This is a genomic window from Micromonospora sp. NPDC049004 (assembly GCF_040649315.1).
Lineage (GTDB): Bacteria > Actinomycetota > Actinomycetes > Mycobacteriales > Micromonosporaceae > Micromonospora.
On record NZ_JBEZFG010000010.1, the window covers coordinates 239,340 to 264,102 of the forward strand.

General features: G+C 73.2%; 23 protein-coding genes. 21 read left to right on the forward strand and 2 right to left on the reverse strand.

Annotated elements, in window-relative coordinates; all coding sequences use genetic code 11:
• Window positions 1–10 precede the first annotated feature (10 nt).
• From AB0B97_RS27545 to AB0B97_RS27590, 10 genes are all read left to right on the forward strand, one after another.
• Entirely contained in the window at window positions 11–1,516 is a 1,506-nt protein-coding gene (locus tag AB0B97_RS27545; protein ID WP_357497815.1) for a lipopolysaccharide biosynthesis protein, read from the forward strand.
• Between the two features lie 69 nt (window positions 1,517–1,585).
• A complete protein-coding gene (locus AB0B97_RS27550; RefSeq protein ID WP_357497817.1) occupies window positions 1,586–2,881 on the forward strand; it encodes an O-antigen ligase family protein in 1,296 nt (431 codons plus the stop codon).
• Entirely contained in the window at window positions 2,878–4,527 is a 1,650-nt protein-coding gene (locus tag AB0B97_RS27555) for a lipopolysaccharide biosynthesis protein (RefSeq protein WP_357497685.1), read from the forward strand. The genes AB0B97_RS27550 and AB0B97_RS27555 overlap by 4 nt, the downstream gene beginning before the upstream one ends.
• Window positions 4,511–5,413 carry a sulfotransferase domain-containing protein gene (locus tag AB0B97_RS27560; protein WP_357497819.1) on the forward strand — a complete coding sequence of 301 codons (903 nt, stop codon included), beginning with the start codon at window positions 4,511–4,513 and terminating at the stop codon, window positions 5,411–5,413. Before AB0B97_RS27555 ends, AB0B97_RS27560 begins: the two co-directional genes overlap by 17 nt.
• On the forward strand, window positions 5,410–6,672 hold the full coding sequence (locus AB0B97_RS27565) for a hypothetical protein (protein WP_357497687.1): 1,263 nt from the start codon (window positions 5,410–5,412) through the stop codon (window positions 6,670–6,672). The genes AB0B97_RS27560 and AB0B97_RS27565 overlap by 4 nt, the downstream gene beginning before the upstream one ends.
• Window positions 6,673–6,888: 216 nt before the next feature.
• Window positions 6,889–7,365 carry a UDP-N-acetylglucosamine--LPS N-acetylglucosamine transferase gene (locus AB0B97_RS27570; RefSeq protein ID WP_357497689.1) on the forward strand — a complete coding sequence of 159 codons (477 nt, stop codon included), beginning with the start codon at window positions 6,889–6,891 and terminating at the stop codon, window positions 7,363–7,365.
• Between the two features lie 92 nt (window positions 7,366–7,457).
• Window positions 7,458–8,024 carry a glycosyltransferase gene (locus AB0B97_RS27575; protein ID WP_357497821.1) on the forward strand — a complete coding sequence of 189 codons (567 nt, stop codon included), beginning with the start codon at window positions 7,458–7,460 and terminating at the stop codon, window positions 8,022–8,024.
• Window positions 8,021–8,941 (forward strand): glycosyltransferase family 2 protein, encoded by a 921-nt coding sequence (locus tag AB0B97_RS27580; RefSeq protein WP_357497691.1) that lies wholly within the window; start codon window positions 8,021–8,023, stop codon window positions 8,939–8,941. The genes AB0B97_RS27575 and AB0B97_RS27580 overlap by 4 nt, the downstream gene beginning before the upstream one ends.
• A 103-nt stretch (window positions 8,942–9,044) precedes the next feature.
• The gene (aroC, locus tag AB0B97_RS27585; RefSeq protein WP_234588121.1) at window positions 9,045–10,223 is read left to right on the forward strand and encodes a chorismate synthase; all 1,179 of its coding nucleotides are present in this window, start codon (window positions 9,045–9,047) and stop codon (window positions 10,221–10,223) included.
• Window positions 10,223–10,726: a shikimate kinase gene (locus AB0B97_RS27590; RefSeq protein WP_357497693.1), complete on the forward strand. Its 504-nt coding sequence runs from the start codon at window positions 10,223–10,225 to the stop codon at window positions 10,724–10,726. Before aroC ends, AB0B97_RS27590 begins: the two co-directional genes overlap by 1 nt.
• A 57-nt stretch (window positions 10,727–10,783) precedes the next feature.
• Here AB0B97_RS27590 and AB0B97_RS27595 read toward each other — a convergent pair whose 3' ends face one another.
• Window positions 10,784–11,512 carry an alpha/beta hydrolase gene (locus AB0B97_RS27595; RefSeq protein ID WP_357497695.1) on the reverse strand — a complete coding sequence of 243 codons (729 nt, stop codon included), beginning with the start codon at window positions 11,510–11,512 and terminating at the stop codon, window positions 10,784–10,786.
• A gap of 79 nt (window positions 11,513–11,591) precedes the next feature.
• On the opposite strand from AB0B97_RS27595, the gene AB0B97_RS27600 reads away from it, so the two are divergent.
• From AB0B97_RS27600 to nusB, 5 genes are all read left to right on the forward strand, one after another.
• On the forward strand, window positions 11,592–12,590 hold the full coding sequence (locus tag AB0B97_RS27600; RefSeq protein ID WP_357497697.1) for a YafY family protein: 999 nt from the start codon (window positions 11,592–11,594) through the stop codon (window positions 12,588–12,590).
• 10 nt (window positions 12,591–12,600) lie between these two features.
• The gene (gene aroB, locus AB0B97_RS27605) at window positions 12,601–13,677 is read left to right on the forward strand and encodes a 3-dehydroquinate synthase (protein ID WP_357497699.1); all 1,077 of its coding nucleotides are present in this window, start codon (window positions 12,601–12,603) and stop codon (window positions 13,675–13,677) included.
• Complete coding sequence (gene aroQ, locus AB0B97_RS27610; protein ID WP_234588131.1) at window positions 13,677–14,108, forward strand: type II 3-dehydroquinate dehydratase; 432 nt, start codon at window positions 13,677–13,679, stop codon at window positions 14,106–14,108. Before aroB ends, aroQ begins: the two co-directional genes overlap by 1 nt.
• 399 nt (window positions 14,109–14,507) lie before the next feature.
• On the forward strand, window positions 14,508–15,065 hold the full coding sequence (gene efp / locus AB0B97_RS27615) for an elongation factor P (protein WP_007458344.1): 558 nt from the start codon (window positions 14,508–14,510) through the stop codon (window positions 15,063–15,065).
• A gap of 23 nt (window positions 15,066–15,088) precedes the next feature.
• Window positions 15,089–15,499 (forward strand): transcription antitermination factor NusB, encoded by a 411-nt coding sequence (nusB, locus tag AB0B97_RS27620; protein WP_193376622.1) that lies wholly within the window; start codon window positions 15,089–15,091, stop codon window positions 15,497–15,499.
• A gap of 74 nt (window positions 15,500–15,573) precedes the next feature.
• Here nusB and AB0B97_RS27625 read toward each other — a convergent pair whose 3' ends face one another.
• Complete coding sequence (locus tag AB0B97_RS27625) at window positions 15,574–16,062, reverse strand: transcriptional regulator (RefSeq protein WP_007458348.1); 489 nt, start codon at window positions 16,060–16,062, stop codon at window positions 15,574–15,576.
• 288 nt (window positions 16,063–16,350) lie between these two features.
• Between AB0B97_RS27625 and pyrR the strand changes: the two genes are divergently transcribed.
• From pyrR to AB0B97_RS27655, 6 genes are read left to right on the forward strand one after another with little or no spacing between them, the layout of a single operon-like run.
• Window positions 16,351–16,935: a bifunctional pyr operon transcriptional regulator/uracil phosphoribosyltransferase PyrR gene (gene pyrR / locus AB0B97_RS27630; RefSeq protein WP_234588133.1), complete on the forward strand. Its 585-nt coding sequence runs from the start codon at window positions 16,351–16,353 to the stop codon at window positions 16,933–16,935.
• A complete protein-coding gene (locus tag AB0B97_RS27635) occupies window positions 16,932–17,858 on the forward strand; it encodes an aspartate carbamoyltransferase catalytic subunit (protein ID WP_007458351.1) in 927 nt (308 codons plus the stop codon). The genes pyrR and AB0B97_RS27635 overlap by 4 nt, the downstream gene beginning before the upstream one ends.
• Window positions 17,855–19,132: a dihydroorotase gene (locus AB0B97_RS27640; RefSeq protein WP_357497702.1), complete on the forward strand. Its 1,278-nt coding sequence runs from the start codon at window positions 17,855–17,857 to the stop codon at window positions 19,130–19,132. Before AB0B97_RS27635 ends, AB0B97_RS27640 begins: the two co-directional genes overlap by 4 nt.
• Window positions 19,132–20,343 (forward strand): glutamine-hydrolyzing carbamoyl-phosphate synthase small subunit, encoded by a 1,212-nt coding sequence (gene carA / locus AB0B97_RS27645; RefSeq protein WP_357497704.1) that lies wholly within the window; start codon window positions 19,132–19,134, stop codon window positions 20,341–20,343. The genes AB0B97_RS27640 and carA overlap by 1 nt, the downstream gene beginning before the upstream one ends.
• A complete protein-coding gene (carB, locus tag AB0B97_RS27650) occupies window positions 20,336–23,683 on the forward strand; it encodes a carbamoyl-phosphate synthase large subunit (RefSeq protein WP_357497706.1) in 3,348 nt (1,115 codons plus the stop codon). Before carA ends, carB begins: the two co-directional genes overlap by 8 nt.
• Window positions 23,680–24,726, forward strand: a complete 1,047-nt coding sequence (locus AB0B97_RS27655; protein ID WP_357497708.1) for a quinone-dependent dihydroorotate dehydrogenase — start codon at window positions 23,680–23,682, stop codon at window positions 24,724–24,726. The genes carB and AB0B97_RS27655 overlap by 4 nt, the downstream gene beginning before the upstream one ends.
• Window positions 24,727–24,763: the final 37 nt, after the last annotated feature.

A 24,763-nucleotide genomic window follows, 5' to 3' on the forward strand; every position in this document is an offset into this window, starting at 1 on the left:
GCGGGTGCCGATGCACCGGCTGCGACTGGTGGTAGCGGTAGCCCTGGTCGGCCTGCTCGCCGCCCTCGGCTACGTGCTGCTCGTCCCGGCGGCGGTGAGCGCGAACGCGGTGGTGGCGGTCCGCCCGGTGGTCACCGACGCCTTCACCCCCAGCGGCGCGGGCGCCGACCGCGCCGTCAACATGAACGTGGAGAGCGGCCTCGCCACCGGCACCCAGGTGGTCCAGCGTCTCGCCGACGCCACCGGCGGCGAGCCACGCGACATCCGCAACGCCCTCGAGGTCGAGGTGCCCACCGGCGGGCAGATCCTGCGCTTCACCTATCAGGCGTCCAACGCGCAGCGGGCGGTGCAGGGAGCCAACCTCGCCGCGCAGGCGTACCTCGACGTGCGGCGCACCATGTACGAGCAGCAGCGCGCCGAGATGCTGCGCTCCTACGACGCCAGCATCACCAAGGTCGCCGCCCAGCAGGCCGCCGTGCAGAAGCGGGTGAGCAGCGCCAAGGGCACCGCTGTCGGCGACGCCGCGCTTGCCGAACTGTCCGGAATCAACAACCAGCTCACCCAGCTCAACGCCGCCCGCACCGAGATCGCCGCGGTCGACGTCAATCCCGGCTGGATCACCCAGACCGCCGAGCGGGCACTGGCCACCTCCGCCGGGCACCGGCCGCTCTACCTGGTCGCCGGCCTGCTCGGCGGCGCGCTGATCGGTGTCGTGCTGGCGTACGTCTGGGAGTCGACCGACCGGCGGGTCCGCTCGGTCAGCGACGCTCGGGATGCCAGCGGCCTGCCGCTGCTCGGCACGGTGCGCCGGGCCGGTTTTCGGGGCAGCCCCCGGGCCGTCGACGCGGACATCCGCTACGTGGCGATGGCGGTGGCCGAGCGGGTCCGCCAACCGGCCCGGGTCGCGCTGGTCACCGCCCGCGAAGACGCCACGGCACTCACCGCCGGGCTGGCCGTGGCGCTCGCCGCGGACGGCCGGGAGGTCTTCGTGGCCGACGACAGCGGGCGCGTGGAGCGCCTGCGCGCCGTCGTCCTCGCCGACCGTGGGCGGCTGCCCATCGACCCGTCCCGGCCGCTGGTGCCCAAACCCCGACCGGCCGGCACGCCGAGCCCGGCCGGCGCCACCGCGGAGAGTCCGGCGCCTCGGCGGCCCTCCCCGCACCCGCCCGGCGCCCGCCCGTCCACCGACCCGGACGCCACGCTGACCCTGCCCCGGGTGGCGTCCGGCAACTCCGAGAACGGCCGGCCGGCGTCTGCGGACGAGGTGACCGTGGGGGTCGGCAGCGTCCGCTTCGGCACCTGGCGCCAGGGCGCGGACCACGGGCTGGTGCTGTTCAACGCCCCACCGGCGGAGTCCGACGAGCGTGGCGTGGCGGTGGCCCGCCAGGGCGGCGCCGTGGTGGTGGTCGAGCGGGACCGCACCCGCCAGAGTGATCTGCGGCGGCTCGTCGAGCGTCTGCGCGCCGCCGGGGTCACCCCGCTGGGCTTCGTGCTGACCCGCAACGGCCGGGCCTGATCCGTGTCGGTCACCCGCGCTCCGGCCACCGAGCCGCCACCCGGCGAGGCCGCCGCCCCCCTCGGGCCGGTGCCGCCGCCCCCACCCCCCGCCCGGCTGCCGCTCTGGCCGCTGGCGCTGACCTTCGGGCTGGTGCCGCTCTGGTGGTCGCTCGGGGCCTTCTACCTGGGCTGGCCGCTGCTGGGCGCGCTGCTGCTCGCGTTGCTGCTCACCCGGGGTCGGGTGCCACTGCCGCCGGCCGCCGGCATCTGGCTGCTGTTCCTGGCCATCGTGGTCGTCAGCGCCACCCAACTGGCCTCGCCGGCCTCGCTGCTGACGTTCGCCCTGCGGTTGGCCTTCTACCTGACCGCGCTGGTGGTCGGGGTCTACGTCTACGCCGCCGCCCGGGAACGCGCCGACCTGGTGGCGGTGCTCACCCCGCTCTGCGCGTTCTGGTTCGCGCTGGTGGTGCTGGGCTGGCTCGGGGTGCTGGTGCCCCGACTGGGGATGACCACCCCGATGGAGGTGCTGCTGCCCGGCGGAGTGGCCCGTACCCCGTTCATCCGGGACATGGTGCACCTGAGGACCGCGGAGTACAGCGAGCGCTCGCTCAACCCCATCTACCGGCCGGCCGCGCCGTTCTCGTACACCAACAACTACGGCAGCGCGTACGCCATGACCCTGCCCTGCGTGGTGGCGTACACGATGCTGCGCCGCCGGGGGCTGCTGCGCTGGATGCTGCTGGCGTCCCTGCCGCTGTCGCTGGCACCGGCGTTCCTCACGCTGAACCGGGCGATGTTCCTCAGCCTGGGCGCCGGGCTCGCGGTGCTCGGGGTGCGGGCCAGCCTGCGCGGCAACGTCCGGGTCGCCGCGTCCATCGTCGGCGTGGTCGTGATCGGCGCGCTGGCCACCCTCTTCATCCCGATCACCGACCTGATCAGCCAGCGCGTCGACTCCAGTGACACCAACACCGACCGCCTGTCGCTCTACACCGAGGTGATCCGCCGCGTACAGGATTCGCCGTGGCTGGGCTACGGCGCTCCGGTGAACGTGGACACGGTCTCCGCGGCCGCGCCGATCGGCACCCAGGGGCAGCTGTGGATGGTGTTGTTCAGCCACGGCGTACCGGCGCTGGTGTGTTTCCTGGGCTGGTTCGTCGCCGCCGCGGTGATCTGCGCGCGGGCGACCTCGGCGGCGGGGCAGTGGCTGGCGGTGGTGCCGGTGGTCTGCCTCGTGCAGGTCCCGTTCTACGGCATGGCCAACCAGAACCTGTCGGTCGCGTTCTTCGCTGTCGCCTTCGCCATGGCGCTCGCCGAACGGGAACGGCTGGCGAGCGGGCAGCGCCGACGCCTGCCGCGTCCGCCCGCTACGGCGGTGCCGGCATGACCGCCGCCACCCGACCGCCGGCCGGCGCCGGCTCCGACGGCCCGCACCGCTCGGGGGCGCTCGCCGAGAGCACCGTCGACATCGGCGCGGCGGAGACGCGCCGCAGCGCACGCAGCGGCGTGGCCGGGCTGCTCGGCGCCGCCACCAGCGGACTGTTCGGCTTCGTGCTGGCCGTGGTGATCACCCGGGGGTACGGGACGGCCGGCGCGGGCGCGTTCTTCGCCGCCATCGGCGTGGTCACCGTGGCCACCGCGGTCTGCACGCTGGGCGCGGAGACCGGTCTGATGTGGGCGCTGCCCCGGCGTCGTCTCGGTGTCCCCGGGGACGCGGCCCGGGTGCTTCCGGTGGCGCTGATCCCCCCGCTGCTGGCCGGGCTCGTGGTCGCCGGTGTCGGAGCGCTGAGCGCCGACGCGCTCGCCCCCCGACTCCTGCGGGGCTCGGGCGACGGCGGCCACGCGTTGCTCACGCTCACCTTCGCCGCCGTGCCGGTGGTGGTGGCGATGACGCTGCTGCTGGCCGCGCTGCGCTGCGTACGACCCATCCGCGCGTACGTCGGCGTGCAGTTCCTCCTGCTGCCGGTGGCCCGCCCGGCGCTGGTCGGCGCGGCCGCGCTGGCCGGCGGCGGCCTGCTCGCCGGGATGACCGGCTGGCTGGTCCCGGCGGCGCTGGCGCTGCTGGCCTGTCTCACCCTGGTGGCCGGCCCGCTCGGCCTGGGCCGGGGCGCGGCGCTGCGACCGGGCCGGGCCGACTGGTCGACGTTCTGGCGGTTCGCGCTGCCCCGGGCCGCCTCGGCGGCCATCGACGCGGGCAGCATGTGGGTGGGGGTGCTGCTGACGTCGGTGCTGGCCGGGCCGGCCGACGCGGGCGTGTTCGGCGCGGTCGGCCGGTACGTGCTGGCCGGCCAGCTCGCCATGCAGGGGTTGCGGGTGGCCGTGTCACCGCAGCTGTCCCGGCTGCTGGGCGGTGGTGAGCGGGCCGCCGCCGCGGCGGTGCACCGGCAGTTGACCACCTGGGGGCTGGTGCTGTCCTGGCCGGTGTACCTGCTGCTCGCGGTGTTCGCGCTCGCGTTCCTGCAACTGTTCGGCCCGGAGTTCACCGCGGGCGTGCCGGCGATGACTGTGCTCGCGCTGGCGATGCTGGTGAACACCGGTGTCGGCAACGTGCAGAGCCTGCTCCTGATGGGCGGGCGCAGTGGGCTGCACCTGGTGTCCACCCTGGCCGGGCTCACCGTGACCGTCTCGCTCGGGCTGTGGCTGATCCCCGGGCACGGCGCGACGGGCGCGGCACTGGCCTGGGCCGCCGGCATCGCCACCGAGAACCTCACGGCCGCCGCGTTCGCCCGTGCGGTGGTCGCCGAGCCGCTTGTCGACGCCGCGACGCTGCGCGCGGCGGCGGCCACCCTCGGCGGCGTCGGCCTCGCGGCGGCTGTCGGCGTGCTGGCCGGTGGGCGCGGCCTGCCGGGCCTGGCGGTGTCGCTGGGCGTGCTGCTGGCCGGTTGCGTCGGCTTGTTGACGTTGCCCCGGGTGCGCGCCGGCATCCGGGTGACCATGAGGCAGATCCGTGGATCCGACGACGCGGCCACGGCCGCCGGGTCGGCCCGGAATCGACGAGAGGCAGGTGAGGGCCATCGTGGCGTCCATCCGTGACCGGGTGAAGCAGTTGGTGCCGACCCAGGTGACCACCCGGGTGAAAGAGTCCCTGGTCGACTACGGGGTGCGCACCAGTGACCGGCGACCCCTGCCGGACTTCCTGATCATCGGCACCAAACGGGGCGGCACCACCTCCCTGTGGAACTACCTCATCCAGCACCCCCTGGTGCCCCGGCTCTTTCCGGCATGGAACACCAAGTCGGCGCACTACTTCGAGGAGCACTGGGGTCGCGGCGAGGCGTGGTACCGCTCGCACTTCCCGACCGAGCGGCACCGCGAGGCCCTCGCCAAGCGACACGGCGGGCCGGTCCGGGTCGGCGAGGCCGCCCCGCTCTACATGTTCCACCCGCTCGCCGCGCAGCGGGTCGCCGCGCTGATGCCGACCGTGAAGCTGATCGTGCTGCTGCGCGACCCGGTCGAGCGGGCGTACTCGCACTGGAAGGAGCGCCGCACCCACGGCATCGAGCCGCTGGACTTCGCCGCCGCGCTGGCCGCCGAGCCGGAGCGTACGGCGGGGGAGCGGGAGCGGCTCATCGCCGAGCCGGAGGCGTTCAGCGAGGCGTACGACTGGTACACGTACCGGGCGCGGGGGCGTTACCTGGAGCACCTGGAGCCGTGGCTGGAGCGCTTCGACTCCGAGCAGATCCTCTTTCTGCCCAGCGAGGACCTGTACCGCGACTCCCGCGCCACGTACCGGCGCACCCTCGACTTCCTCGGTCTGCCGCCGTACGACCTGCCGAACTTCAAGGTCTACAACGACCGGCGCTCCGCGCCGCTGGAGCCGGCGGTCCGCGCCGAGCTGACCGACTACTACCGCCCGTACAACGACGCGCTGCGTGAGCGGCTCGGGTTGGACCTCGACTGGGCGGACCGGGCGGCGTGAGCACCGGGGTCACCCCGGCCACCGATCCCCGGTCCCGGGTGGACGGGCTGGGCTGGGTGAGCCGCGCGGTGTTCCCGGACGACCGGGTCGGCCTGACGGTGGGTGGCGCGCTGCCGGCCGGGCATCGGGCGGTGGCCCGGTACGCGGTGGTGCCGTCGGTGGCCCGGGCCCGGTTCCTCGTGCCGCTGGGCGCACCCCGGGCCGGTGCGGCGTCGTTGCTGGCGTACAACGCGTTGCGGCCGCCGAAGGTGCGGGCGCTGCGGGCCGCGCTCGGTGGGCTGGCCCGGTTCGGCGGGGCGGGTCTGGCGCCGTTTCCGACGTTGACCGTGTCGGTGCCGGTGGGGGCGCCCGTGACCGAGCTGCTGCTCACCGAGCGGCTCGCCGACGCGCTGGGCGGTACGCCGCTGCTGGCGGCGTGCGGTGTCCGTCCGCCGGACCCGAACGTCAAACCGACCCTGCAACTGTTCACCGTCGACGGTCGTCCGCGCGGCTACGCGAAGATCGGCTGGAACGACGCCACCCGGGCGCTGGTCACCGCCGAGGCCGGCGCGCTGCGGGCGTTGCGCGCGGTCAGCGGCGTCGTCGACCATCCGGCGCCGCCGGGGCTGCTCACCGAGACGGCGTGGGCCGGTCAGGCGGTCGCGGTGATCGAACCACTGCCACCGGACGTACGAGGCGTGCCGGCCGACGACCCGCCGCGGATCGCGGCGTTGCTCGCGGTCGCCCGCCGCGGGGCCCCGGCCGGGGTCCCGCGAGCGCTGGGCTCCTCGACGTTCCTGACCCGGTTGGCCGCCCAGGCCGAGCGGGCCGCCACGGCCGGAGCGGCCGGGGCGCGGGCGGTCGCCGCGGTAGCCGCGCTGGCCCGCCGGCACGGCGACACGGCTGTCGAGTTCGGCCACTGGCACGGCGACTGGGTGCCGTGGAACCTGGGCACGCACGACGGCCGCCTCGTCGCCTGGGACTGGGAGCACAGTGGCCCGGACGTGCCGGTCGGCTTCGACCTGGCGCACGACGCCTTCCAGCGGTCGCTGGTGCTGCGCGCCGAACCGGCCGCGGTGGCGGCCGTGGCGGTGGACGGGCAGTTGGGTCGGCACGGTGCGCGGCTCGGCCTGGGCCCGGCACAGTGCCGGCTGGTGGCCGACGCGTACCTGCTGGAGATGTGGCTGCGGACGTGGCGGCTGGCGGACGCCGGCGCCGGGTGGAACGGCGCGCTGCATCCCGCACTGTTGGACGTCATCGAGAAACGACATAGCGACTGAACTGGAGAAAGCGCGACGCCGGGTGCGCGTCGTAGAGTGACGACAAAATGGCAGGTCGTGACGACGATCGATGGGCTGCGGGGCCGACAGTGGGCCTGACCATGCCGAGTGGAGATCGTCGCCGCGCTCCGGTCGCAGTATTCAGCGACCGGGAAACCTGTGATCTGCTTCTGCCTGGCGTGAATCGGAATTCCAAGCGAACTTGTGGGGAGTCGCGTGGACACGAACAACGACGACGAGTCGCCGGTGTTGCTGCTGGTGGGATCCAGCGGCGGCCACCTGGCCCAACTACTTGCCCTGCGGCCCTGGTACGAACGGTGGCGGCGCTGCTGGGTCACCTTCGACACCCCGGAGGCGGTGTCGCTGCTGACCGGTGAGGATCTGGTGCCGGCGCACCACCCGACCACCCGCAACGTGCCGAACCTGCTGCGCAACGCGCGACTGGCCTGGCGGGTGCTGCGGGGCCGGCGGGTCGCCGCCGTGGTCACCACCGGCGCCGGGGTGGCCGTGCCGTTCGTGGTGCTGGCCCGCCTGCGTCGCATCCCGACCGTCTACATCGAGGTGTACGACCGGATCGACACCCCGACGCTGACCGCCCGGCTCTGCCGGCCGTTCCTGTCCGCGATGCTCGTGCAGTGGGACGAGCAGCGCCGGCAGTATCCGGAGGCCATCGTCGTCGGGACTCTCCTGTGAGGCCGGAGACGGGCACGGCCCGCCGCGACACCGTTTCCGGCCCGTCCCGGCTGCCGCGCCAGCGCGACACCACTGACGTCGAGCAGACCCGGCTGCTCGTCGCGGTCGGCACCGACAAGCATCCCTTCGACCGGCTCGTGGACTGGGTGGCCCAGTGGCACGCGCAGGCCGGGCCGGTCGGGTTGACAGTGCAGCACGGACACACCGCGGCGCCGCCCCTGCCGGGCGCGGTGCCGTTCCTCGGTCACGACGCCCTGCAACAGGCGATGGCCGACGCGGACCTGGTGGTGTGTCATGGCGGCCCGGCGACGATCCTGGAGGCCCGCCGGCACGGGCACCTGCCCATCGTGGTGCCCCGCGACCCGTCGCTCGGTGAGCACGTCGACGACCACCAGCAGCTCTTCGCGCGCCGGCTCGGCGCGGCCGGGCTGGTGGCGCTCTGCGAGACCCGGGAGGCGCTGCACGACGCGCTCGCCGCCGGGCAGGCCGACCCGTCCCGGTACGCGGTCGCCGCCGACCCGGCCGCGCACGAGGCCCAGCGCGCGGCCGTCGCCCGGGTGGGGCAGATCGTGGACGACCTGGTGGCCCGCTCGGCCCGGCGCCGACCCCGCTGGCGGGCCTGGTCGCGATCCGGCCAGAGCACGGAGGAGACCCGATGATCCGACAGCCGAGCGTCAGCGTCGTGGTGCCCACGCGGGACCGCCCCGAGCTGCTGCGCGCCGCCCTCGCGGCGATCCTCGCCCAGGAGTACCCGGGCCGGATCGAAGCAGTTGTCGTGTTCGACCAGTCCACGCCCGACGAGTCGCTGACGGCCCTCGCCGGGCCGGACCGGGCGGTGCGGGTCATCAGCAACGGGCGCGCGCCGGGGCTGGCCGGGGCGCGCAACAGCGGCACCCTCGCCGCCGAGGGTGAGCTGATCGCGTTCTGCGACGACGACGACGAGTGGTTGCCGGGCAAGCTGGCCGCCCAGGTCGACGCCCTCGCCGCCGACCCGGCGGCCGAGTTCGTCTGCTGCGGCATCCGGGTCAGTTACGACGGGCACACCGTCGACCGGGTGCTCGACAAGGACCGGATCACCCTCGACGACCTGCTGCGGGACCGGTTGACCGAGCTGCACCCGTCCACCTTCCTGATCCGCGCGACGGCGCTGCGCGAGGGCTTCGGCCTGGTCGACGAGGAGATTCCGGGCAGTTACGCGGAGGACTACGAGTTTCTGCTGCGGGCCGCCCGCAGCGCGCCTCTGATCAACCTGCCGACGCCGGCGGTGCTGGTGCGCTGGCACAAGCGCTCGTACTTCGCGCAGCGCTGGGACACCATCTCCGAGGCGTTGCAGTGGCTGCTGCGGCGCTACCCGGAGTTCGCCACCCAGCCGGCCGGCGCGGCCCGCGTCGCCGGTCAGATCGCGTTCGCCCAGGCCGCCTCCGGTGATCGCCGGGGCGCGCTGCGCTGGGCGCGACGGACCCTGCGCAGCAATCCCCGCGAGCCGCGGGCCTACCTGGCGCTCGCGGTCGCCGGTCGCGTGGTCCGGGCCGACGCGGTGCTGCGCACCCTGCACAAACGCGGCCGGGGCATCTGATCCCCCGCGCGAAGCCGCCCTGCGGATGGTTCCGGCCGTCCGCAGGGCGGGACGAGGCGGGCAGCGCGACGCGCCCGTCGCGCGCCGTGACAGACTGACCGCTGTGTTGCGCTGGCTGACTGCAGGTGAATCGCACGGTCCCGCCCTCGTCGCGTTGATGGAGGGGGTGCCGGCCGGCATCGAGGTGAGCACCACCGAGATCGCGGGCGAGCTCGCCCGCCGTCGGCTGGGCTACGGCCGTGGTGCCCGGATGTCGTTCGAGCAGGACGAGATCGAGGTGATCGGCGGGCTGCGGCACGGCGTGACCCTGGGCAGTCCGGTGGCGATCCGGGTGGGCAACTCCGAGTGGCCGAAGTGGCGCACGGTGATGGCCGCCGATCCCGTCGACCCCGACGAGCTGGCCCGGCAGGCCCGCAACGCGCCGCTGACCCGCCCCCGGCCCGGCCACGCCGACCTGGCCGGCATGCAGAAGTACGGCCACCACGACGCCCGGCCGATTCTGGAGCGCGCCAGCGCCCGGGAGACCGCCGCCCGGGTCGCCGTCGGCACCGTCGCCAAGGCGTTGATCCGCCAGGCCCTGGGCATCGAGATCGTCTCGCACGTCGTCGAGCTGGGGCCGGTGGCCGCGAAGCCCGGGCTGCGCCCGACCCCGTCCGACGCCGACCGCATCGACGCCGACCCGCTGCGCTGCCTCGACCCGGAGGCCAGCGCCCTGATGGTCGCCGAGGTGGACGCCGCGAAGAAGGCCGCCGACACCCTCGGCGGCGTGGTGGAGGTCCTGGCGTACGGGGTGCCGCCGGGTCTGGGCAGTCACGTGCAGTGGGACCGCAAACTCGACGCCCGGTTGGCCACGGCGCTGATGTCGATCCAGGCGATCAAGGGCGTGGAGATCGGCGACGGGTGGCAGCAGGCCCGCTCCCGCGGCTCCGAGGCACACGACGAGATCATCCCGTCGGCCACCGGTGTCCGTCGGGTCACCGACCGGGCCGGCGGGCTGGAGGGCGGCATCACCACCGGCGAGCCGCTGCGGGTGCGCGCCGCCATGAAGCCGATCTCGTCGCTGAACCGTGCGCTGGCCACCGTGGATGTCGTCACGGGCGAGCCGGCGACCGCCATCAACCAGCGTTCCGACGTCTGCGCGGTGCCCGCCGCGGCGGTCGTCGCCGAGGCGATGGTGGCGCTCGTGCTGGCCGAGGCGGCCACCGAGAAGTTCGGCGGTGACTCGGTCGCCGAGATCCGCCGCAACCTGGCCGGCTACCTCGACGCGTTGGTCATCCGCTGATGGCGCCGGTGGTGGTCCTGGTCGGGGTGCCCGGTTGCGGCAAGACCACAGTGGGGCAGGCGCTCGCCGCCACCCTCGGCGTGGAGTTCCGGGACACCGACGCCGACATCGAGCAGTTGGCCGGCAAGACCATCCCGGAGATCTTCATCGACGAGGGTGAGGACCACTTCCGGGCCCTGGAGCGGGCCGCCGTGGCGGCGGCGCTCGCCGCCGGCACCGGTGTGCTCGCCCTCGGCGGCGGCGCCGTGCTGTCCGAGGAGACCCGGGCGGCCCTGGTGGGGCATCGGGTCGTGCACCTCTCGGTGGAGCTGCCCGACGCGGTGAAGCGGGTCGGGCTCGGCGCGGGCCGGCCGCTGCTGGCGATCAATCCGCGCGCCACCCTCAAGCACCTGATGGACCAGCGCCGGCCGCTCTACGCCGAGGTGGCCACCGAGACGGTGACCACCGACGGTCGGACGCCGGCGGCGGTCGTCGCCGAGATCGCCGCCCTGCTTCCGCGCTGACGCCGGCCCGCCCGTACCGGGCGGCCGGTGCGCCCGCCGCCCGGTGCGGGCCTTCGCTCAGCCGCGCGCGATCAGGTCGAGGACGTCGGCCAGCGCCTTCGGCTCGCTGAGCATCGGCCAGTGCCCGGTGGGCAGCTCGTGCAGCTGGCCGTCGGCCAGGCCGGTGAAGAACGGGTGCCCCTCGTCGATCATCTGCCGCACCACAGTCAGCGGGAACGTGCTCGCGACCAGCGCGGTCGGCACCGGGTGCCCACCCGTGCGGCGCACCGGATCGGTCGCCGTGCGCAGGGGCTGCGGGGTGGAGCGTTCGCGCAGGAGGGACAGCGTCGGCTCGTCCAGGCCGGCCAGGTTGGTCGGATCGGCCGTCGGGTCCCAGGGCGGCGGTGGCAGCAGGTGCCCGTCGCCGATCGCCGCGCGCAGCCGCTGCTGCTCCTGCGGCGGCACCGTGTCGAACTGCGCCGTGCCGTCCGGTAGCGGCCCGCTCTCCACGTAGACCACCCGGGCGATGCGGTCCGGGATGAGGTCGGCCGCCTGGGCCACCGGCATGCCGCCGCCCGAGTGCCCGACCAGCAGCACGTCGCGCAGATCCTCGACCTCGATCAACCGGACGATGTCGGTGGTGTGCGTCTCCAGGGTCACCTGTGGCCCCGCGAGGTGGTGGCGCTCGGCCAGCCCGGTCAGCGTCATCGGGTGGACGTCGTGCCCCTGCGCGCGTAGCTGACCAGTCACCTCCCGCCACGCCCAGGCGCCCAACCAGAACCCTGGCACCAGTACGAACGTCGCCATCTGTGGCTCCTTCTCTCGGTTACCGACCGACCGTACGATCGAAACCGGACAGGATCCGCCCGGTTTGAAGGAGTGACCCGTGTCTCATCCCGCCGGCCGGGTGCTGGCCCTGCTCGAGCTGCTCCAGGCCCGGCACCGGGCGACGGCCGGCGACCTCGCCAGCCGGCTCGGTGTGGACGAACGGACCGTGCGCCGGTACGCGGCCACCCTGGTCGAGCTGGGCATCCCGGTGCTCGCCGACCGGGGCCGGCACGGCGGCTACCGGCTGCATCCCGGGTTCAAGCTGCCGCCGCTGATGCTCACCGACGACGAGGCGGTGGCCGTGCTGCTCGGTCTGGTCGTCGCCGAACGGGTCGGGCTGGCCACCGAGCTGCCGGCCACCGCGACCGCGCTGGCGAAGATCCGCCGGGTGCTGCCGGCGGCGCTCGCCGACCGGCTGACCGCCGTGCAGGAGCACCTCGGCTTCACCCTGCGGCGGCCCGAACCCCAGGCGCGACCCGCGTCGGGCACCCTGCTGGCCCTGGCCGCGGCCGCCCGGCACCGGCAGCGGGTGAGCCTGGACTACCGCTCGTGGCGCGGTGAGCTGTCGCATCGTGACCTCGACCCGTACGGGCTGGTCTTCCACGCCGGCCGCTGGTACGTCACCGGCCACGACCACCGGCGCGGGGAGGTGCGCACGTTCCGACTGGACCGGATCGGCGCGGTCACCCCCGGCGCGGCGACGTTCACCGTGCCGGACGGCTTCGACGCGGTGGCGTGGCTGACCCGGTCGCTGGCGGGCGTGCCGTACCGGCACGAGGTGGAGGTGCTGCTGGAGACCGACCTCGTCGCCGCCCGGCGGCGCATCCCGGCCAGTGTGGCCGAGCTGACCGCCACCGGCGACGGGGTGCTGCTGCGGGCCCGGGCGGAGAGCCTTCCCGGCATGGCGGCGCTGCTCGCCGGGCTGGGTTGCGCGTTCACCGTGCGCCACCCGGACGCGCTGCGCACCGCCGTGGCCGAGCACGCGCGCCGGCTGGCCGACTGGGCCGCCCGGCCAGCAGGTGGACAGACGCCGTCGCCACGCCGTCCGCTGGACTAGGCTGCCGGCGATGGACGAGGTGACCCGGATTCCGGTCGGCGGCGAACGGCCGTATGACGTGCTGGTCGGGCGCGACCTGCTGGACGCGCTGCCCGGGCTGCTGCCCGGCGCGACCCGGGCGGCGGTGCTGCACACGCCCCCACTCGAGGCCCTGGCCGACGCGATCGGCGAACGGCTGCGCGCGGCAGGTGTCGAGCCGCTGCCGATCGAGGTGCCCGACGCGGAGTCGGGCAAGCAGATCGAGGTGGCCGCCGCCTGTTGGGACCGGCTGGGCGCGGCTGGTTTCACGCGTACCGACGCGGTGGTAGGCGTCGGCGGCGGCGCGGTGACCGACCTGGCCGGCTTCGTCGCGGCCTGCTGGTTGCGCGGCGTGCGCTGGGTGCCGGTGGCCACCTCGCTGCTGGGCATGGTGGACGCCGCGGTGGGCGGCAAGACCGGGATCAACACCGCCGCCGGCAAGAACCTGGTCGGCGCGTTCCACCCGCCGGTCGGCGTGCTGGCCGACCTCGCCACCCTGGACAGCCTGCCCGCCGTCGACCTGGCGGCCGGGCTGGCCGAGGTGGTCAAGTGCGGCTTCATCGCCGACCCGGTGATCCTGGATCTCGTCGAGCGTGACCCGGCGGCGGCCACCGACCCGCGCGGCCCGGTGACCCGGGAGCTGATCGAGCGGGCCATCCGGGTCAAGGCCGACGTGGTCGCCGGCGACCTGCGCGAGTCGGGCCTGCGGGAGGTGCTCAACTACGGCCACACCCTCGCCCACGCCATCGAGCAGGTCGAGGGTTACCGCTGGCGGCACGGCCACGCCGTCGCCGTCGGCCTGGTGTACGCGGCCGCGCTGGCCCGGCTCGCCGGCCGGCTGGACGTGCCGACCGCCGAGCGGCACCGCCGCACGCTGACCGCGCTCGGTCTGCCGGTGAGCTACCCGGCGGACGCCTGGGAGCGGCTGCTGGCCGTCATGCGGGTGGACAAGAAGGCCCGGGGCAGCAAGCTGCGGTTCGTGGTGCTGGACGCGCTGGCCCGCCCGGCGATGCTGGAGGGCCCGGACGACGCCCTGCTCGAAGCCGCCTACCGCGAGCTGGCGATCTGATGAGGGTGTACGTGTTGAACGGGCCGAACCTGGGCCGCCTCGGCACCCGGGAGCCGGCCGTGTACGGCTCGACAAGCTACGCCGACCTGGTGACGCTCTGCGAGACCACCGGCCGGGAGCTGGGGCTCGACGTGAGTGTCCGGCAGACCGACGCCGAGCACGAGTTGCTCGGTTGGCTGCACGCCGCCGCCGACGAGGGCGCCGCCGTGGTGCTCAACCCGGCCGCCTGGTCGCACTACTCGTACGCGGTGCGCGACGCCTGCGCCATGCTGCGCGGGCCGCTGGTGGAGGTGCACCTGTCCAACATCCACGCCCGCGAGGAGTTCCGGCACCACTCGGTGGTCTCCGCGGTGGCGACCGGGGTGATCTGCGGTCTCGGCATCGACGGCTACCGCCTCGCCCTGCACCACCTGGCCGCTCGCGTCGGCTGACCGCCCCGTCCTGAAGTTTCACCCACCGTAATGTCGTGGAATGTCGGCGGCGTCACCGATGGTGGTCGGCTCCTCGCCCGCTGAAGGGGAGCGCCCTGCTGCTTCGCGTCCTTTGCTCTGCTTCAACAGAGGAAACACGTGCCGTGAGCTGCTGATCTCTGCGATGGGTCGAGGTGGGGCGCCGATCATGGTGCGCCACGGACCGTGACTGTTGCCTCCGCTGAAGCAGAGCAAAGGACGAAGTGCGGGCGCCCGGTGGTGAAGCGGCGATGACGGAAAGTTATCAAGGGTAGGCGTCGGACGCCTGATTGCGCGGGTGGCGACCACGGCGGGTAACGCGTCTCGGCGCAGCTTGTAGACTTGCCAGGTCTGTCCGCCAATTGATGATCAAGGCAGGAAATGGCCTCCACCAACGACCTCAAAAACGGCCTGGTACTCAACCTGGACGGCGAGCTCTGGGCCGTCGTCGAGTTCCAGCACGTCAAGCCCGGTAAGGGTGGCGCGTTCGTGCGCACCACGCTGAAGAACGTGCTGTCCGGGAAGGTGGTCGACAAGACCTTCAACGCGGGCACCAAGGTCGAAACCGCGACCGTGGACAAGCGCACGATGCAGTATCTGTACGCCGACGGCGAGGACTTCGTCTTCATGGATCTGGAGACCTTCGACCAGATCACCGTGCCCGGCGGCACCGTCGGCGAGGCAGCCAACTACCTGCTGCCCGAGGCGGAGGCGACCGTCGCCCAGCACGAGGGTGTGCCGCTCTACATCGAGCTGCCCACCAGCGTCGTGCTGGAGGTCACCTACACCGAGCCCGGCCTGCAGGGCGACCGTTCGACCGGCGGCACCAAGCCGGCGACCGTGGAGACCGGCGCCACCGTGCCGGTTCCGCTGTTCATCACCACCGGTGAGAAGATCAAGGTCGACACCCGCGACGGCCGTTACCTCGGCCGCGCCTGATGGCTGAGGGTCCCAAGCAGCAGATGCCGGCACGCCGCAAGGCGCGCAAGCGGGCGCTGGACGTCCTCTACGAGGCCGACCTGCGGGACCGGCCGCCCGTCGAGGTCCTGGCCGGCTACCTCCAGCGCATCGAACAGCCCCGCCCGGAGCACCTGGGTTACGCGGTGGGCCTGATCGAGGGGGTCGCCGAGCACCTCAACCGCATCGACGAGCTGATCGCCAGCTACGCCGAGGGTTGGACGTTGGAGCGGATGCCGGTGGTCGACCGCAACCTGGCCCGGATCGCCGTCTACGAGTTGCTCTACGTCGACGAGATCGACGACGCGGTGGCGATCAGCGAGGCCGTCGAGTTGGCCCGGCAGATGTCCACCGACGATTCGCCGCGGTTCCTCAACGGCGTGCTCGGCCGCATCGCCGAGTACGCCACCCGCTGAGCGGCCCGCGTACCCGCACGACGAAGAAGGGCCCGTGCCATCGGCACGGGCCCTTCTTGCGGTGAAGCGACAGCTCAGGAGGCGAAGAACGCCCGGGGGTCGGCCACCAGCACGCCGTGCTCGGTGAGCCGCTCGATCAGACCCGACGGTGAGGCGTCGTAGACGATCGCGAGCGCCCGCAGGTCGTCGGCGCGGATGGAGAGCACCCGGCCGTTGTAGTCACCGCGCTGCTGCTGGATGGCGCGGGCGTAGCGGGCGACGTAGGCCAGGTCCTCGGAGGCCTCGTCGTAGAGCCGCTCCAGGTCCAGGACGATCTTGCTGGTGGGCTCGTGCCGGACGCCGCTGCCGTCGGGCAGCAGTTCCGAGACGGGCACACGGTAGAACTCGGCCAGCTCGGCCAGACGGGACACCGTCACGGCCCGGTCGCCACGCTCGTACGAGCCGACCACCACGGCCTTCCACCGCCCGTTCGACTTCTCCTCCACACCCTGCAGGGAGAGGCCCTGCTGCTGGCGGATGGAGCGCAGGCGTGCGCCCAGAGATTTGGCGTATTCAGAGGGCATTCGGACACTCCCAGTGCTGCTCGGGGTTCTCCCGTCGATCGCTACGGAGCGTGACGGTACGGGGAATGCGACACGTGGTCAAGTGGTCGTGACCTTACCGTTGGGGAGCACCGAGGGAGTTATCCCCATTTCGTCGGCCTGATCCAGTGGTCAGCAGCCGCCGTCCGTCGGCCTGGTGACCACTGGTAACGTGGCGTGAAGCCTCGGTCGGTCTGCTCGCGCTCACCGGCCGGAGGTGCCCGACATCCTTTAACGACCCGTCCCGTGAGGCGGGGAAGGAGGTCCGCCGTGGCATACCCACCGGCTGCCCGCTCGTCACCACCGCGACAACCCTCGGTGAAGGTGATCCTCGCCAGCGCCGACGTGCAGCGCGTGGTCGACCGCATCGCCCACCAGATCCTGGAGAAGACCCAGGGCGCCGCCGACACCGTGCTGCTCGGGATTCCCACCCGGGGTGCGCCTCTCGCGCGGCGGCTCGCCTCCCGGATCAGCACCTTCGAGGACGTCGTCGTCCCGGTCGGTGTGCTCGACATCACGCTCTACCGCGACGACCTGCGCCGGCACGCCACCCGCGCGATCGGCCCGACCCAGGTGCCCAGCGGCGGCATCGACGGCAAGCGGGTGATCCTCGTCGACGACGTGCTCTTCTCCGGGCGCACCGTGCGGGCCGCGCTCGACGCGCTCAACGACGTGGGCCGCCCGGCGTCGGTGCAGCTCGCCGTCCTGGTCGACCGCGGCCACCGCGAGTTGCCGATCCGCGCCGACTACGTCGGCAAGAACATCCCGACGGCGCTCGCCGAGAGCGTCAAGGTGACGCTCGCCGAGACCGACGGCGCCGACGAGGTCAAGTTGTACGGGGGAACCCACTCATGATCAGGCACCTGCTCTCCGGCGCGGACCTGGACGCCGACACCGCCACCGAGATCCTGGACACGGCCGCCGAGATGGCCACCGTCGCCGGCCGCGAGATCAAGAAGCTGCCCGCGCTGCGCGGCCGGACGGTGGTGAACCTCTTCTACGAGGACTCCACCCGGACCCGGATCTCGTTCGAGGCGGCGGCGAAGCGGCTCAGCGCCGACGTGATCAACTTTTCCGCGAAGGGGTCCAGCGTCGCCAAGGGCGAGAGCCTGAAGGACACGGCGCTGACCCTGCAGGCCATGGGCGCCGACGCGGTGGTCGTGCGGCACCCCGCCTCCGGCGCCCCGCACCGGCTCGCCAACTGGGTCGACGGGTCGGTGGTCAACGCCGGCGACGGCACCCACGAGCACCCCACCCAGGCGCTGCTCGACGCGTACACCATGCGGGCCCGGCTGGGCCGCCTCGCCGGCCTGTCGGTCGCGGTGGTCGGGGACGTGCTGCACTCCCGGGTGGCCCGCTCCAACGTCCTGCTGCTGTCCACCCTCGGCGCGAAGGTCACCCTGGTCGGTCCGCCCACCCTCATCCCCGTCGACATCGCCGGCGCCCTCGCCCCGGGCACCGACGTGTCGTACGACCTCGACGCCGTGCTGCCCGACGTCGACGTCGTGATGATGCTGCGGGTGCAGCGGGAGCGGATGAAGGACTCCTACTTCCCCTCCGCGCGCGAGTACTCCCGCCGTTACGGGCTGGACGGCCCGCGCATGCGCCGGCTGCCCGAGCACGCGATCGTCATGCACCCGGGCCCGATGAACCGGGGGATGGAGATCACCCCCGAGGTGGCCGACTCACCCCGCTCCACAATCGTCGAACAGGTCACCAACGGGGTCTCCGTGCGGATGGCTGTTCTGTACCTGCTGCTCGGAGGGAACAACCGGTGACCGCGTACCTCATCACCAGCGTGAGCATCGTCGGCGCCGCGCCGACCGACCTGCTGATCCGCGACGGCGTCGTCGCCGAGGTCGGTCCGGGGCTGTCCGCGCCGGACGCCGTGGTGGTCGACGGCGCCGGGCTGGTCGCCCTGCCGGGCCTGGTCGACCTGCACACCCACCTGCGCGAGCCCGGCCGGGAGGACGCCGAGACCGTCGAGTCCGGGTCCCGGGCGGCGGCGCTGGGCGGCTACACGGCGGTCTGCGCGATGGCGAACACCTCGCCGGTCGCGGACACCGCAGGCGTCGTCGAGCAGGTCTGGCGGCTCGGCCGGGAGGCCGGGCTGGTCGACGTGCAGCCGGTGGGCGCGGTCACCGTCGGGCTGGCCGGCGAGCGCCTCGCCGAGCTGGGCGCGATGGCCGACTCCGCGGCCCGGGTGCGGATCTTCTCCGACGACGGGCACTGCGTCGCCGACCCGTTGCTGATGCGCCGGGCCCTGGAGTACGTCAAGGCGTTCGACGGGGTCATCGCCCAGCACGCCGAGGAGCCCCGCCTCACCGAGGGCGCCCAGATGCACGAGGGTGAGGTCTCCACCCGGCTCGGCCTGATCGGCTGGCCGGCGGTCGCCGAGGAGGCGATCATCGCCCGGGACGTGCTGCTCGCCGAGCACGTGGGCAGCCGCCTGCACGTCTGCCACGTCTCCACCGCCGGCAGCGTCGAGGTGCTGCGCCAGGCCAAGGCCCGTGGTGTACGCGTCACCGCCGAGGTCACCCCGCACCACCTGCTGCTCACCGACGAGCACGCGGAGAGCTACGACCCGGTCTTCAAGGTGAACCCGCCGCTGCGCACGGCCGCGGACATCACCGCCCTGCGGTCCGCGCTCGCCGACGGCGTCATCGACATCATCGCCACCGACCACGCCCCGCACGCCGTGGAGGACAAGGAGTGCGAGTGGGCGTACGCCCGGCCGGGGATGCTCGGCCTGGAGACGGCGCTGTCCATCGCGCTCGACGTGTTCGGCCCCGAGTGGGACCTGATCGCCGAGCGGATGTCCCGCACCCCCGCCCGGATCGCGGGGCTGACCGGGCACGGCATCGACCCGGCGCCCGGCGTGCCGGCCAACCTGACAGTGATCGACCCGGCCGTCCGCCGCACCATCGAGCCGGCGGAACTGGCCAGTCGCAGTCGTAACACCCCGTACGCCCGCATGACGCTGCCGGGTCGCATCGTGGCGACCTTCCTGCGCGGCGAGCCGACGGTCCTGGACGGAAAGGCTGTCAAGTAATGGTCAAGCGCAGACCCGCGATCCTCGTCCTCGAGGACGGGCGCACGTTCCCCGGTGAGGCGTACGGCAGCGTCGGTGAGACCTTCGGCGAGGCGGTCTTCAACACCGGCATGACCGGTTACCAGGAGACGCTCACCGATCCGTCCTATCACCGGCAGGTGGTGGTGCAGACCGCGCCGCACATCGGCAACACCGGCGTCAACGGCGAGGACGACGAGTCCGGCCGGATCTGGGTGGCCGGCTACGTCGTCCGCGACCCGGCCCGGATCGGCTCGAACTGGCGGGCCACCGGCAGCCTGGAGGACCGCCTCGCCACCGAGGGTGTGGTGGGCATCAGCGGCGTGGACACCCGGGCGTTGACCCGGCACCTGCGCGAGCGGGGCGCCATGCGGGTGGGCATCTCCAGCGTCGAGAAGGACCCGCAGAGCCTGCTGGCCCGGGTCCGGCAGTCGCCGCAGATGGTCGGCGCGGACCTGTCCGCCGAGGTGACCACCGCCCAGCCGTACGTCGTCGAGGCGCTCGGTGAGAAGCGGTTCACCGTGGCGGCGCTGGATCTGGGCATCAAGCGCAACGTGCCGCGCCGGCTGGCCGCGCGCGGGGTGACCACCCACGTGCTGCCGGCCTCGTCGAGCATCGAGGACCTGCTGGCCACCGGCGCCGACGCGGTCTTCCTGTCGCCCGGCCCCGGCGACCCGGCGACGGCCGACGGCCCGGTGGCGCTGGCCCGGGAGGCGCTGCGGAGGGAGGTGCCGCTGTTCGGCATCTGCTTCGGCAGCCAGATCCTCGGCCGGGCGCTCGGCTTCGGCACCTACAAGCTGGGCTACGGCCACCGGGGGATCAATCAGCCGGTGCTCGACCGGGCCACCGGCAAGGTCGAGGTGACCAGCCACAACCACGGCTTCGCGGTCGACGTGTCGGGCCGCGAACAGCGGCTCGGCGCGGTCAAGGTGCCCGGTGCGGGGCAGGGCGCGGTGGTCCCCGACCAGGTGATTGACACCGACTTCGGCGGCGTGCGGGTGTCGCACGTCTGCCTCAATGACAACGTGGTCGAGGGGTTGCGGGCCGTGGACGTCCCCGCCTTCACCGTGCAGTACCACCCGGAAGCGGCAGCCGGCCCGCACGACGCCGACTACCTCTTCGACCGTTTCGCCGAGCTGGTCGAGGGCCGTGGCCTCGACCTGAATCGCAGTGAGGGCGCCAAGAATGCCTAAGCGGACCGATCTCAAGCACATCCTCGTGATCGGCTCCGGGCCGATCGTCATCGGGCAGGCCTGCGAGTTCGACTACTCCGGCACCCAGGCGTGCCGGGTGCTGCGCAGCGAGGGGATCCGGGTCAGCCTGGTCAACTCCAACCCCGCCACGATCATGACGGACCCCGAGTTCGCCGACGCCACGTACGTCGAGCCGATCACCCCGGAGTTCGTGGAGCTGGTCATCGCCAAGGAGCGCCCGGACGCGATCCTGGCCACCCTCGGCGGGCAGACCGCGCTGAACACGGCAGTCGCCCTGCACGAGGCCGGCGTCCTGGACAAGTACGGCGTCGAGCTGATCGGCGCGAACATCGACGCCATCAACCGGGGCGAGGACCGCCAGCTGTTCAAGGAGATCGTGGCGAAGGCCGGCGTACGCCTGGGCGTCGACGACCCGGCCGGGCTGGTGCCGCGCTCCCGGGTGTGCCACTCCATGGACGAGGTCGAGGCGACAGTCGCCGAGCTGGGCCTGCCGGTGGTGATCCGGCCGTCGTTCACCATGGGTGGCCTGGGCTCCGGCATGGCGCACACGCCCCAGGACCTGGCCCGCATCGCCGGCGACGGCCTGACCGCCAGCCCGGTGCACGAGGTGCTCATCGAGGAGAGCGTGCTCGGCTGGAAGGAGTACGAGCTGGAGCTGATGCGCGACCGGCACGACAACGTGGTGGTCGTCTGCTCGATCGAGAACCTCGACCCGATGGGCGTGCACACCGGCGACAGCGTCACCGTGGCCCCGGCCATGACGCTCACCGACCGGGAGTACCAGCGCCTGCGCGACCTGGGTATCGCCGTGCTGCGCGAGGTCGGGGTGGACACCGGCGGCTGCAACATCCAGTTCGCGGTCAACCCGGTCGACGGCCGGATCGTCGTGATCGAGATGAACCCGCGGGTGTCGCGCTCCTCGGCGTTGGCGTCCAAGGCGACCGGCTTCCCGATTGCGAAGATCGCCGCGAAGCTGGCCATCGGCTACACGCTCGACGAGATCCCCAACGACATCACGCTGAAGACCCCGGCGGCGTTCGAGCCGACCCTCGACTACGTGGTGGTGAAGATCCCCCGGTTCGCGTTCGAGAAGTTCCCCGGCGCGGACCCGGAGCTGACCACCACCATGAAGTCGGTGGGCGAGGCGATGAGCCTCGGGCGCAACTTCACCGAGGCGCTGAACAAGGCGATGCGCTCGCTGGAAACCAAATCATCTGGTTTCTGGACCGTCCCCGACCCGGCCGACGCGACGCGGGAGAACACCCTCGCCGCGCTGCGCGTCCCGCACGACGGCCGGCTCTACACGGTGGAGCGGGCGCTGCGCCTCGGCGCGTCGATCGCCGAGGTCGCCGAGGCGTCCGGCGGGATCGACCCGTGGTTCCTGGACCAGATCGTCGCGCTGATCGAGCTGCGCGCCGAGATCGTCGACGCGCCGGTGCTCGACGCCGAGCTGCTGCGTCGCGCCAAGCGGGCCGGCCTGTCCGACCGGCAGCTCGCCGCGCTGCGTCCGGAGCTGGCGGCCGAGGACGGCGTACGGACCCTGCGGCACCGCCTCGACGTACGCCCGGTCTACAAGACGGTGGACACCTGCGCGGCCGAGTTCGAGGCCACCACGCCGTACCACTACTCCACGTACGACACCGAGACCGAGGTCGTGCCGTCGGACCGGCCGAAGGTGCTGATTCTGGGCTCCGGTCCGAACCGGATCGGGCAGGGCATCGAGTTCGACTACTCGTGCGTGCACGCGGTCCAGGCGTTGCGGTCGGCCGGTTACGAGACCGTCATGGTCAACTGCAACCCCGAGACGGTCTCCACCGACTACGACACCGCCGACCGGCTCTACTTCGAACCGCTGACCTTCGAGGACGTCCTGGAGGTCTGGCACGCGGAGGACTCGTCCGGCCGGGCGGCCGGCGGGCCGGGCGTGGTCGGGGTGGTCGTGCAGCTTGGCGGGCAGACCCCGCTGGGGTTGGCGCAGCGGCTCAAGAACGCGGGCGTGCCGATCGTCGGCACCTCCCCGGAGTCGATCCACCTGGCCGAGGAGCGGGGCGCGTTCGGCGCGGTGCTGGCCCGTGCCGGGCTGCGCGCGCCGGCGCACGGCATGGCCACGTCCTACGACGAGGCCAAGGCGATCGCCGACGAGATCGGCTACCCGGTGCTGGTCCGCCCGTCGTACGTGCTGGGCGGGCGGGGCATGGAGATCGTCTACGACGACCCGACGCTGCGCGACTACATCGGTCGGGCCACCGACATCTCCGGCGACCACCCGGTGCTGGTGGACCGGTTCCTCGACGACGCCATCGAGATCGACGTGGACGCCCTGTGCGACGCCGACGGCGCGGTCTACATCGGTGGCGTGATGGAGCACATCGAGGAGGCCGGGATCCACTCCGGCGACTCGTCCTGCGCGTTGCCGCCGATCACCCTCGCGGGGTCGCACCTGGCCGAGGTCCGCCGCTACACCGAGGCGATCGCCCGCGGCGTCGGCGTGCGCGGTCTGCTCAACGTGCAGTACGCGCTCAAGGACGACGTGCTCTACGTCCTGGAGGCCAACCCGCGCGCGTCGCGGACCGTCCCGTTCGTCTCGAAGGCGACTGCCGTTCCGCTGGCCAAGGCCGCCGCCCGGATCGCGCTCGGCGCGACGATCGCCGAGCTGCGCGCCGAGGGCCTGCTCCCGGCGACGGGGGACGGGGGCACGATGCCCGCCGACGCGCCGATCGCGGTCAAGGAGGCGGTGCTGCCGTTCAAGCGCTTCCGGACCCGGGCGGGCAAGGGGATCGACTCGCTGCTCGGCCCGGAGATGAAGTCGACAGGCGAGGTGATGGGCATCGACACCAACTTCGGGCACGCCTTCGCCAAGAGCCAGTCGGCCGCGTACGGGTCGTTGCCGACCGCCGGGAAGATCTTCGTGTCGGTGGCCAACCGGGACAAGCGCGGCATGATCTTCCCGATCAAGCGGCTGGCCGACCTGGGCTTCGAGATCGTGGCGACCACCGGCACCGCCGAGGTGCTGCGCCGGCACGGCATCGCCTGCGAGCAGATCCGCAAGCACTACCAGGCGGGCGAGGGGGACGACGCGGTGTCGCTGATCCTGCGCGGCGACGTGGCCCTGGTGATCAACACGCCGCAGGGCTCGGGCGCCAGCGCCCGCTCGGACGGCTACGAGATCCGCAGCGCCGCCGTCACCACCGACATCCCCTGCATCACCACGGTTCCGGGCGCGGCTGCCGCGGTCATGGGCATCGAGGCGCGCATCCGGGGCGACATGCAGGTGCGCCCGCTGCAGGACCTGCACGCCACCCTCCGGGCGGCCCAGTGACCCTGTTCGAGCGGGTCGTGCGGCCGGGGTTGTTCCGTCTCGGCGGCGGCGACGCCGAGGCGGCGCACGAGTGGACGCTGCGGCGGCTGGCGGCGCTGTCGCGGCGTCCGGTGGCCCTCGCGGCCCTGCGGGCCCGCTACGCCGTTCAGGCGCCCCGCACGGTGTTCGGCGTGCGGTTCCCCAACCCGGTCGGCCTGGCCGCCGGCATGGACAAGGACGGCGCCGCGCTGGCGGCCTGGCCGGCGCTCGGCTTCGGCTTCGTCGAGGTCGGCACGGTGACGGCGCACGCCCAGCCGGGCAACCCCCGGCCGCGGCTGTTCCGGCTGCCGGCCAGCGAGGCCGTGGTCAACCGGATGGGCTTCAACAACGCCGGGGCCGCCGCGCTGGCCGCCCGGCTGGACGCGCTGCCGCGCCCCATCGGGGTGCCGCTGGGGATCTCGCTGGGCAAGTCCAAGGTGACCCCGCTCGACGAGGCGGTCGAGGACTACCTCGCCTCGTACCGGGCGCTGCGCGGGCACGGCGACTACTTCGCGGTCAACGTTTCCTCACCGAACACCCCGGGCCTACGGTCGTTGCAGGACCGCGCGCACCTGGACGCGCTGCTCGGCGCGCTGGTGGGGGAGAAGCCGGTGCTGGTCAAGATCGCGCCGGATCTGACCGAGGCGGCGATCGCCGAGCTGCTGGAGGTCTGCCTGGCCCGGGGCGCCGCCGGGGTGATCGCCACCAACACCACGCTGGCCCGTACCGGGCTGGCCACGGCCGACTCCGAACGCGGCGCCCAGGCCGGTGGCCTGTCCGGTCGACCGCTGACCGGGCGGGCTCGGGAGGTGGTCGCGTTCGTCCACCGTGAGACCGGCGGCCGGCTACCGATCATCGGAGTCGGCGGGGTGCTCGATCCGGACGACGCGGCGCGGATGTTCGATGCCGGCGCCGCCCTGGTGCAGCTCTACACCGGCTTCATCTACCGCGGCCCGGCCCTGGTGCGCGCCGCCGCCCGCGCGAGCGCCACCGCGGCGACACCGGATCCGGTCGCCGGCCGGTGAGCAGCCCTCGGCCCGGCGGCACCGCCGGGTCCGTGTG